Here is a 10,750-nt window from a genome sequence, read left to right as displayed (position 1 = left end):
ACACGAACCAATACGCTATGGTAAGATGATTTTATAAGAAACAAAAACAATATAAACGGAGGGTTACGAATGAATCTATTCAATATTAATCTATTTCAGTTTAAAACAAAACCAGAGGGGAAAGAGAAGGCTTCCGAGTTTTTAAATGAAGGTTTTATCGCTATTGGTTGGAGTAAAGTTTTAGATATGACCACAATGGCAAAAGAAGATATTCGAGATGCATTATCCTCTGCTTATGGTTACTCTGGTCGCTCTTTATCAACAAACTTAGGTACTGTAAATACGTTTAAAAACGTTATGCGTAAAGGAGACGTTGTACTAATCACTCAAGATGGGTTTGTTCATATTGGTATTATTGGTGATTATGAATATCACCCAAATAAAGTTAAAGATGGAACTTGTCATAGACGGTCCTGTGATTGGAGGAAAATGATTAATAAGGAAGAATTAAAAGAAGAGGTTAAGTCATTGCTTAGAAATATGACTACCGTAACTAAGTTCCCTCACCCCTTTGTTACATCTGGTATCGGTGAAATATTAGGTATGGTAGCTAAACATGAGATTCCTCCCACTGAACATACACATCCAATCGATATTTGGGAAGAAGAAAAAGAAGACAAACAAACATCACCAAATGAAAAGGACCCTGAAAAATTAATAAGTCGCCTTGGTCAATTGGGAACTACCGCCTTAGAAATTTTAGAAGAGGAAATGCAATCAGAAGACCCTGATAGACGTAGAAAGGCCGCTGTCGATATACTTAGCATTATTAAAAACAATCCAAAGACAACAACGGAAGAAGAATAAAGTAATGAAGAACAGAAAGGATGGGCAGTAGCCCATCCTTTCATCATTCCAAACAATTTAATCAATCTTCATAATTCTGGCTCTATATGTTTAATAGCAAACTGGTGAAAACTTTGTATTGATTGAATCCCCTCTGCCCTTAGACATTATACAAATTCCTTTTCCAAATTTTTAAAATGGATTCTCTTCTTTTTTGAAGGGGACATACTCTTCCTCGAAGCAAATATAGCAATAGCCTGATTGGTCTTTATTGAAAATGGCGTTTCTCTCCTCACTTAATCCATCTGGAGTGATGCTATACGCACGAACTCTTTGCAAATCAAATTCATTATCAAAAAAGCGGTAAATTATTAGAACATTTGACCCTTGAACCCTATTCTTATTAAGAATTAATTTGTTTAGATAATCTATTCTTTCAGCAGATTCAATGTACTGTATCCCAATAACATTATGTGGAACATATCCTTCATCTGTTTGTGAAAATAGCTTTTCAATTGTCTCAACATCTTTCTTCGGTAGGCTTTCCCTCTCCAAATGCAAAGCAAGATATAAAAAATGTTCTTTATCAAATCTGGCATCCCATTTCCACCAGGATAAATCCATTGGTCGGGAACGCCCTTTTAATTTATCAAACTTAGAGTCTTCTACAAATGCATTGAATCCAAGAAATTCCCCTAATTGTGCAAAATAGTCAATTTCCCTTTTTGTAAACATAGAGACATTATGTAAATGTGACAAATTCATTCTGCGATAATTCCGTACATATCCTTCAAAAAGTTGCATGAGGTTAAAATACTGTTTTTCCATCTTAACTACCACCCTCTGTTTAGTTTACTAACCATAAAAAATAAACCAGTTATCTTCCTATCTTTAATCTTTTCAATAACGATTTTCTGTTCTTCAGTTAGTTCCACTAAACCTTCTCCTTATCTTTGTATAGAGAGCTGACATATAAAATATATATATGACTAAATGCTTTTCACCAAAGTATAAATAAAATCATTATTATCCACAAGCACAATTCTTTGAACTTGTCCGTACTTTTCTATTAAAATCTGCTCATTCTTACGAAAGTGTCTATATGGTTTATCTTTGTCGTCAAACTCATATTCGCCCGTTATTCTTACAATTAATCGCTTGTTGAATTGAAACTGATTTCTTCCCCGTGGCAAAAAAACACCCTTACACCATTCCACGAAATTGCTTGTATGGTTCTTGCAGTGCTTTCTGTTAATAACCTTATTTTATTTATTTGTGTTTATAACTACCAATTAGTGTAATTTCCATTTTCCGAATATAGGGGTCAAGCAACATACGACACTTCTTGTATTCACTGAGGATTAAATTTGTTCTATTATGAGTTCAAACATTAAAGGAGGGTAAAAATAAATGGACCATTTAATAAACAACTTTGAGCAATTATATTCTATTGAAAACCAATTCAAAAACTGGATTACTGACGCTATGAAGGATTACCACACACCTCATGCCACCACAAAGCAATGGATGAGTATCAAAGAAGCCTGTGATTATATTGGTGTGGCTAATAATACGTTTACGAAATATCGTGAAATGGGATTGAAAGTTTGTGAAATTGAAGGTGTGAAGCGTGTTTCCAAGTCAGAAATCGATAATTTTCTAAATCAATTTAGTTATTAAAAAAATAGGAGACATTTTGTAAAGTTTAAGCTTGATAAACTTGAGTATCCTCGCTTAAATCATGTAAGATAAATATGTTGCTTTCATATAATAAGCGACAAACAATATCCTCTACATCTTGTCTCCGTAAGATAATAGGAGGAAAAAAAAATGAATAAAACAAAAAATACCGCTATAAAAACGTACACAAAAAAAAATAATGAAAAATGCTACATGTTTAAAGTATATTGTGGTATAGACCCATTTACTGGTAAAGAACAATATACAACTCGACGTGGATTCAAAACGAAAAAAGAAGCTGACCTGGCTTTAGCTCGAATTAAACTTGAAATTGACAAAGGAGTATTTAAAAAACGACAAGTAGAAACGTATGCAGATATCTACGAGTTATGGATTATTCAGTATGAGAAAACGGTTGAAGAAAGTACATTTATTAAGACAATTGGTATTTTCCGCAATCACATTCTACCTGCTCTTGGAGCATATAAAATCGAAAAAATTAATGTGGATATATGTCAAAGACATGTTGATGAATGGGCTTCTAAGTTAAAAAAATACAGAATGGTCAAAGCATATGCTTCAAAAGTTGTTAATTTTGCGATTAAGCGTGGATATATTGGGACAAATCCCTTTGCTTTAGTAGAAATGGCAAAAAAATTGATAAAGGTTTGCATTGATGATGAAGACAAACCTGAAAATTTCTACACAAAAGAACAGCTCATTGAATTTCTTAGATGCATGGAGCAAGAGAGTAATTTTAAAGCATATGTGTTATTTCAACTTCTTTCCTACAGTGGGATGCGTAAAGGTGAAGCCCTTGCATTGACATGGAAAGATATAGATTTCACAAATAATGAAATTCGTATTAATAAAGCCATTTCAAGAGGGAAAAACAATAAACTCTATGTAAAAACCACGAAGACAGGTATTGCTCGTACAATAAAAATGGACTCAACCACTATGGGGATTTTGAAAAAGTGGAAAAAGCAACAACGAGAAGACTATCTTCTTTTAGGATTTAATACATTACAGCGTAATCAACTTGTTTTCAGTAATGAACAAAACGAGTTTTTACAACCTACTAAAACACGCAAATGGCTCGAACATGTTTTAATAAAATATCAACTTCCCAAAATAACAACTCATGGATTTAGGCATACACATTGCTCACTTCTCTTTGAGGCAAACGTAGGAATTAAAGAGGTTCAAGATCGTCTTGGTCATACTGATGTACAGACGACGTTGAACATCTATGCTCACGTATCCGATAAAGCAAAAGATGAAGCAATCAATAAGTTAGAAAATTTTATGAGCATGTAAAAGTTTTTGACCATGGTTTTGACCATGGTTGAATGAAATTCAATGAAACTCAATGAAACAAGCAAAATAAAAAACCCTTGATTATCAAGGGTTTTGAGATTCATTGAAACTCAATGAAATTGTAATATGGAGACGGCGGGATTTGAACCCGCGTCCAGAAACTCTAACACTTAAGCTTCTACGCGTGTATCTTACCTATTTAAAGCTTCGCGTAGCATTATGCCGATAAGCGGGCGTCCTGTACGCTAACTTGGAAATCTCTTGCTGACAGCTCAAGTGGCACTGCCAACCGTATCCCACTAAAGTTGAGCTCTACCTAGCCACATGGGCGATGAATAGATAAAGCAGATCCGAGCTTACGCTGCGAATGCTAAGTTGTTGTTTGTTTTGCCTGTTATTATAAGGTCCGTTTTTGCGGAGCCGAGCCTCCGACGCGCAACTCAAGCTCAGACTATCCCTGTCGAATCCATAACGTCCCCGTTTATGGAATAATGTAAGCTTCGTTACATAGATAACTATACATCAAATTAGGTCAAAATTCAAGTGAGACATTCTACCAATACTGGTTTGTACCCTATTGGTTTCTAGCCTTGAATGCTCTTTCAATCTCACGTTTTGCTTCTTTCTTCTTCAACACATCACGTTTGTCGTAATCTTTCTTCCCTTTACCGATACCGATCAATACTTTTGCATAGCCATTTTTAATATACATTTTTAGCGGTACTATTGTGAATCCTTCTCTTTTTGTTTCACCAATTAAGCTGCTAATCTGTTTTTTATGTAAAAGTAGTTTTCTTGAACGTAAAGGATCGTGATTGAAACGATTTCCTTGTTCGTAAGGGCTAATATGCATATTGGAAATCCATGCTTCGTTATTTCTTATACGTACAAAGGAATCCTTTAATTGTACTTTACCGTTACGAATCGATTTAATTTCAGTTCCTTGCAACACAATGCCAGCTTCAATTGTCTCTTCTATAAAATAGTCATGGCCGGCTTTCTTATTTTGTGCAAGCACCTTATCGTCATTCTTTTTTGCCATCTCATTCACCTCTTTAAAAGTAGGACAGAAGCGATTTCTCTCCTTCAGGTTGTAGACGTTAGCTAATTGGTCACTTTCATTAATTTAATTTTTTTCATTAAATAGAAAAATATCTTTTGTGGTTTGGAGAAGCGTCCGCTCGACTCCTGCGGGAAAGCGAGACAGACGAGACCCCGCAGAAGCGTAGCGACGAGGAGGCTTGTCGCTCGCCCGCGGAAAGCGAGCGGTAAGCTTCGGAAAACCTACTCTATCCTATTTAAGAAAATTCGAGTTTGTCTACAGTCTGAAGGAGCGATTTCTCGCTCCTTATTTTTTCTTTGAACGTTTACGTTTTTGTGAGTTTTTAGCTACTGATTCGTAGAATTTCTTTTTCTGTTTTACTTCTTTCTTTGGACCTGGTTGGGAAGAACCTTTTCTTTGATTACCAGAGCCTTCTTTTTTCTTCGCGTGTATAACTTTAGGGGCTTCTTTTCTAGTTCGGTGGAATGCTTTTTTCATTCCTACGATTTCAAAGTCTACTGAGGACTCTTCTGCTTTAACATCAGCAACTCGAACGGTTACTTCATCCCCGATACGGAACTGCTTACCTGCACGTTCTCCAATCATCATCATTTGACGATCATCGAATCGGTAATAGTCATCTGTCATGTTCGTCACATGCACAAGGCCTTCTATAGTATTTGGAAGCTCGATAAACATACCAAAGTTAGTAATAGAGCTTACGATACCCTCAAATTCTTCTCCGATTTTATCAGCCATATATTGTGCTTTTTTCATCGCATCAGTATCTCGTTCTGCATCTACTGCACGTCTTTCACGCTTAGAAGTATGCTCGGCGATATCATCCATGATTGCTCCCCAATGGTTGATAGTACCTTGAGAAACATCTCCTTCTACTAAATACGTACGGATTAATCGATGAACAATTAAGTCGGGATAACGTCGAATTGGCGAAGTAAAATGAGTATAATACTCCGTTGATAGACCGAAATGTCCTAGACACTCTGCATAATATTTTGCTTGTTGTAATGATCTTAAAAGCATCGTAGAAATTACTGGTTCTTCAGGCATTCCTTCAATCGACTCAATAATCTCCTGTAAAGCCTTTGGATGAATATTATTTCCTGTACCCTTAACAACTAGACCGAAATTCGTTAAAAACTCAAAAAAGCGTTGAAGTTTTTCCGGTTTCGGATCTTCGTGAATACGGTAAATAAACGGAACATCCATCCATTTAAAATGTTCTGCAATTGTCTCATTGGCAGCTAGCATGAATTCTTCGATAAGACGTTCCGCTACAGTTCTTTCACGAATTGCAACGTCCGTAGGCCAACCATCTTCATCAACTAAGATTTTTGCTTCCGGGAAATCAAAATCGATGGCTCCACGATCTTCACGTTTCTTTCTAAGAACAGCTGCTAACTCTGCCATAGTTTCAAACATTGGAACTAGTGGCTCGTATCTCTCCATTAATGCAGCGTCTTTTTCTTCCAATATTTTATACACATCAGAATAGGTCATTCTTTCTGTTGTTCGAATAACACTTTGGAAAATCTCATGTGATGTGACCATTCCTGAACCATCAATAATCATTTCACATGATAATGTTAAACGGTCTACTTGTGGATTTAATGAACAAATACCATTCGATAAACGGTGTGGAATCATAGGTATAACACGATCGGTTAAGTAAACACTTGTTCCGCGATCATATGCTTCTCGGTCAAGAGGTGAACCTTCAGTCACATAATGACTAACGTCAGCTATATGTACGCCAAGCTTATATGTGCCATCTGGAAATTTTGTAACAGTAACAGCATCATCTAAATCTTTCGCATCTGCACCGTCAATTGTCACAATTACTTCTTCTCGTAAATCTCTACGATTTTCTAGATCCTTCTCATCAATTTCCGATGGTACAGCTTCGGCTTGATCGATTACTTCCTGTGGAAAATCAATAGTGATACCATGTTTATAAATAATCGATAATATATCCACGCCTGGATCATTTTTGTGCCCTAATATTTGTGTAACAATACCAGTTGCCGATTTTCTATCGCTTGGCCAGTCCGTAATTTCAACGACTACTTTGTGACCTTCGATTGCTCCAAGTGTGTCACCCTTTGCAACAAATACGTCCATAGGAACTTTTTTATCGTCTGCGATAACAAATCCAAATCCTTTATTGTCCTGGAAAGTACCGACGATCTTTGACATGCCTCTTTGCGTAATTTTAATAATTGAACCTTCTCTTCTATCTCCAGAAGATTCGCGCGATACACGAACAAGTACCGTATCGCCATTAACTGCCCCATTTACCTCCGTAGGTGGAATAAAAATATCATCCATGCCACCCTCTTCTGGTGCAACGAATCCAAAGCCTTTTGCATGACCTATGAATTTACCAACTATTAAGTTCATACGGGCTGGAACGCCATAGCGGTTTGATCTTGACCTAACGACTAAGCCCTTTTCTTCCATTTGAACAAGTGTTTTAACCAATTCTTTAAATTCCTCTGAATGGCTATAACCGAAATGCTCTTCTAGTTCTTTAATCGTAAGTGGTTTATATTCATCTGCTCGCATTAATTCAAGTAACGTATCTTTTAAATTTTCCATGTAACATCCCTCCCTTTTCAGCGTGTGCACATTTGGTTTGTTTTACACATTCCAATCAAGTGACTCTAAAAAGTTTAATATATCTTCGTGTAATTGCTCTTTTTCTGGACCAAGTGTAATGACATGACCAGAGTTTTCATACCAATTTAGTTTTTTCTCAATGGATTCTGCTTCTTCATAAATGATATTAGCTGAATTCGTATCGATAACCGAATCCTTTTTACCTTGTGTGACAAGGAGCGGAGCATAAATATGATCTACATGATCCCGTACATTGTAAACAAACTCTCTTAACTCCGATAAAGTTTCCATCGGTTTCTCGCGAATTGCCTCTACTTCTTTTTCGATTTGCTGCTCGGTTTTTCCTTCATACTTTTTATATTCTCTTGCATATTTTAATACACCTTCAAACATAATATCCGTTGTTTTCATGCTCATTGGTGAACACATCGTCACAATTCCTTTCACAGGAACTGTATACCCTAATTTCAGCGAAAATACGCCTCCAAGTGAAAGACCTGCAACAGCAATTTCCTCATAACCTGCAGCCTTCAAACGGTCATAAGCCATCATGACGTCTTTCCACCAATCAGTAGGACCTGTTTCCAAAAGTTCTTCAGGTGGTACACCATGACCCTTATAATGTGGTGCCAATGATGTATATCCATTTTTCTCTAAAAAGCGTCCAAGCATTCGAACATCCGATGAGTTTCCTGTAAATCCATGTAATAGGAGCACTGCGCGTTTACCAGCTTCAAAGAAAAAAGGTTTAGGCGTTGTAATTCGCATTAAAAAAACCTCCAATATAAAATATAGTATGCCTCTAACTGCTTTCATTCATAACAGAAAAGTCATGCAGCCAGACATTACTATATACAAGCTTAATATGTATATAAAAATTTTTAAAAGAAAACGCCTAACCAATCAGAAGTCGGTCAGGCGATCTGTTTTAAAATTTAGTAACAGCAATAGTTAAGATAAAAAATAATACTGCAAGTACAATTGTCACTCTATGTAATACAAGGTCCATGCCTCGAGCTTTTTGTTTTCCAAATAGTTGTTCAGCCCCACCAGAGATGGCTCCTGAAAGACCAGCACTTTTCCCTGATTGTAACAACACAACAACGATTAATGCGAGCGATACGATGACTAGTAAAATCATTAAAAACGCATGCATTTATTCCACCTCCTGATAAGAACGTTCACAACAATATTAATTTTACCAAAAAAAACTAGAAGTTACAACAGTCTATCTACAAAACAGTATAGTCATTAAAAAGACTAATTCCTAAATAAAGGGAATTCATAGTTCTATGTAGAATTAAGTAATCTAGTAACCTCATAACCTAATAGGCAAAGGAATGTTCATGTTGAAAAACAAATTAATAGGTCTAAGTATACTCATCTTAGTATGCATAGCAGGTTTTCTTTATTGGTCCACTCTACAAGATCAAATTCTCCCCCCATCCAAAGATTGGAGTAGGTCCTTTCAAACTAATGCAATCGAAGGAAATTTCTCGAAATTGCACAGTGTAACGGAGGAGAATGGATATACGATTAGTCTGCTAGATTTTAATAAGCTAGAAGTATTGAGTTGTGACAAAGAATTGAAATGTGAAGGGAATCGTACGATTGATGATATTAATACATACAAAAATAGTTGGAGCGATCAAACAGACTCCTACTTTATAAAAGAAAATTCACTTATCCATATCAATAAAACATCAGGAGAAAAGATTATTGCCCCAGAGGCTGTAAACTTTTCAAAATCAGAAAATACACTCGTATATTGGACAGAAAATAATGAAGTTGTCATTTTAGATAGTCCTTTTACTATTGAAAAAAGTCGTTTTAAATCTAAGCACCCCGTGTATTTTGTAAAAATTTTAGATAATCAAATCTTTGTTGTAACAGAAAATAAACAAGAGAAACTTTATACTTTGTATAACATCACCGACAATCTAACTGAACTGTTTTCATTTCATATTGGTGGTCACGAAAACCTATTATCTGTGAATATTATCCAATTAAAAGATATGAATTATGCTATTATGCTGGATAAAAAAGTATTAGCTGGCGGATCTAGTACGAAAAACATTGAATTAGCACAATTCGATTTAAATAAGAATCAATCATCAACCTTCGATAAGCTTTCTTTTCTGGAAAATGAAACAGAATTAGCATTAAATGACATTCAGTTTCCTACTGTTTATCAAGGACAGCAAGGACCTATTATTACCTTTTCTGCTTCTTTATATGATCCCATATTAGGTAAAATCAATAAGATTTTTGTAGCTGACTTAATAGATAATACTGTAAAAGCAAACGCAGTTACTAAAGTCGGAAACCGTTATGAACGTTCAGTTCTATTAAACGAAGAGACAGTTGCTTATTTAAGAATGGAGGGTAAAAACCGGATTTTAGAATATTCATCATCTAATGAAATCAAAAAACAAGAAACTCTTGCAGTTATGCAAGGAGATTATAAAGCAGCTTTTTATACCTTATTAAGTAACCTAATTAATGGTTTTTTACTTATTTTATTTTCCATCGGATGGATTATCCTCACTTTTATTGTTACGTACGGAAGTTTATTTTTATTCAATAAAAGAAGATGGGTGAAATCACATGAAATTGCTTTTGTTATTCATCTAGTAGCTCTATTTATTTTTCAATCTATTTTCTTGGTTAAATTTACTTATATTCAATCGATTATTGATAGAATTCCCTTTATAACGGAAAATTGGCACTTTATATTACTATTATTGCTTGCGATAATTCTTTCAACAATCCCATTGTTCATTGTTCGTCACAATGTGTCCGAAGAAACTTTTAATCTATTTGTTTTATATACTACTTTTATGAATTTAAGTATATTATTTATTTTAATCGGACCTTATCTCTTTTAACAAAAAGCTCCTTAACGAATTAATCGTTAAAGAGCTTTTATTTACAGTTAAAGGATATTCCAACTAAAGCAGTGAATTTTCCAACTAAATGCTCTAATATTCCAACTAAAATAGTCTTTTTTCCAACTAAACACTTCTAGATTCCAACTAAATTAGAGTTAGCATAAAAAGTGGACATGTTAAAACACGACCCTCATACTAAAAGTAAATTAAGGGAGCGTGTGTAGGATGGCTGTATTATCAAGAGAAATGCGAGAATATCTAGTAAAATTAGTTGTAGAAGACGGAAGAAAAGCTTCCGAATTGGCATATGAGTATGGAGTAAAACCAGAAAGAATACGTGATTGGGTTAGAGTTTACAAACAGAAACAAGCCCTATTGAGTGACGGTGAGC

At 35.1% G+C, this 10,750-nt stretch carries 10 protein-coding genes and 1 other RNA gene; 5 read left to right on the top strand and 6 right to left on the bottom strand.

Going from position 1 to position 10,750, the window contains the following annotated elements; translation table 11 throughout:
* Window positions 1-69 precede the first annotated feature (69 nt).
* The gene (locus WAX74_RS12665; RefSeq protein ID WP_336498036.1) at window positions 70-807 is read left to right on the top strand and encodes a hypothetical protein; all 738 of its coding nucleotides are present in this window, start codon (window positions 70-72) and stop codon (window positions 805-807) included.
* Between the two features lie 171 nt (window positions 808-978).
* Here the strand turns inward: WAX74_RS12665 and WAX74_RS12660 are convergent, their stop codons facing one another.
* Window positions 979-1,614: a hypothetical protein gene (locus WAX74_RS12660; protein WP_336498035.1), complete on the bottom strand. Its 636-nt coding sequence runs from the start codon at window positions 1,612-1,614 to the stop codon at window positions 979-981.
* Window positions 1,615-2,196: 582 nt separating this feature from the next.
* Between WAX74_RS12660 and WAX74_RS12655 the strand changes: the two genes are divergently transcribed.
* Window positions 2,197-2,466 carry a helix-turn-helix domain-containing protein gene (locus WAX74_RS12655; protein WP_336498034.1) on the top strand — a complete coding sequence of 90 codons (270 nt, stop codon included), beginning with the start codon at window positions 2,197-2,199 and terminating at the stop codon, window positions 2,464-2,466.
* A gap of 150 nt (window positions 2,467-2,616) precedes the next feature.
* Window positions 2,617-3,786 carry a site-specific integrase gene (locus tag WAX74_RS12650; protein ID WP_336498033.1) on the top strand — a complete coding sequence of 390 codons (1,170 nt, stop codon included), beginning with the start codon at window positions 2,617-2,619 and terminating at the stop codon, window positions 3,784-3,786.
* Window positions 3,787-3,910: 124 nt separating this feature from the next.
* On the opposite strand, the gene ssrA is transcribed toward WAX74_RS12650, so the two are convergent.
* From ssrA to secG, 5 genes are all read right to left on the bottom strand, one after another.
* Window positions 3,911-4,265: a transfer-messenger RNA gene (gene ssrA, locus WAX74_RS12645) on the bottom strand.
* A 95-nt stretch (window positions 4,266-4,360) separates the two neighbouring features.
* Window positions 4,361-4,828, bottom strand: a complete 468-nt coding sequence (gene smpB, locus WAX74_RS12640; RefSeq protein WP_053588444.1) for an SsrA-binding protein SmpB — start codon at window positions 4,826-4,828, stop codon at window positions 4,361-4,363.
* A gap of 306 nt (window positions 4,829-5,134) precedes the next feature.
* Entirely contained in the window at window positions 5,135-7,447 is a 2,313-nt protein-coding gene (rnr, locus tag WAX74_RS12635) for a ribonuclease R (protein WP_336498032.1), read from the bottom strand.
* 42 nt (window positions 7,448-7,489) lie between these two features.
* A complete protein-coding gene (locus WAX74_RS12630; protein ID WP_336498031.1) occupies window positions 7,490-8,236 on the bottom strand; it encodes an alpha/beta hydrolase in 747 nt (248 codons plus the stop codon).
* 160 nt (window positions 8,237-8,396) lie between these two features.
* The gene (gene secG, locus WAX74_RS12625) at window positions 8,397-8,624 is read right to left on the bottom strand and encodes a preprotein translocase subunit SecG (protein WP_053588441.1); all 228 of its coding nucleotides are present in this window, start codon (window positions 8,622-8,624) and stop codon (window positions 8,397-8,399) included.
* Between the two features lie 190 nt (window positions 8,625-8,814).
* Here secG and WAX74_RS12620 point away from each other — a divergent pair, with 190 nt between their 5' ends.
* A complete protein-coding gene (locus tag WAX74_RS12620) occupies window positions 8,815-10,356 on the top strand; it encodes a hypothetical protein (protein ID WP_336498030.1) in 1,542 nt (513 codons plus the stop codon).
* Window positions 10,357-10,584: 228 nt separating this feature from the next.
* Window positions 10,585-10,750 (top strand): transposase (locus WAX74_RS21015; protein ID WP_413788968.1); only part of this gene is annotated, 166 nt, incomplete at its 3' end.

Source organism: Psychrobacillus mangrovi, from assembly GCF_037104765.1.
Classification (GTDB): Bacteria; Bacillota; Bacilli; order Bacillales_A; family Planococcaceae; genus Psychrobacillus; species Psychrobacillus mangrovi.
This window is presented reverse-complemented; position numbering and strand designations above follow the sequence as displayed.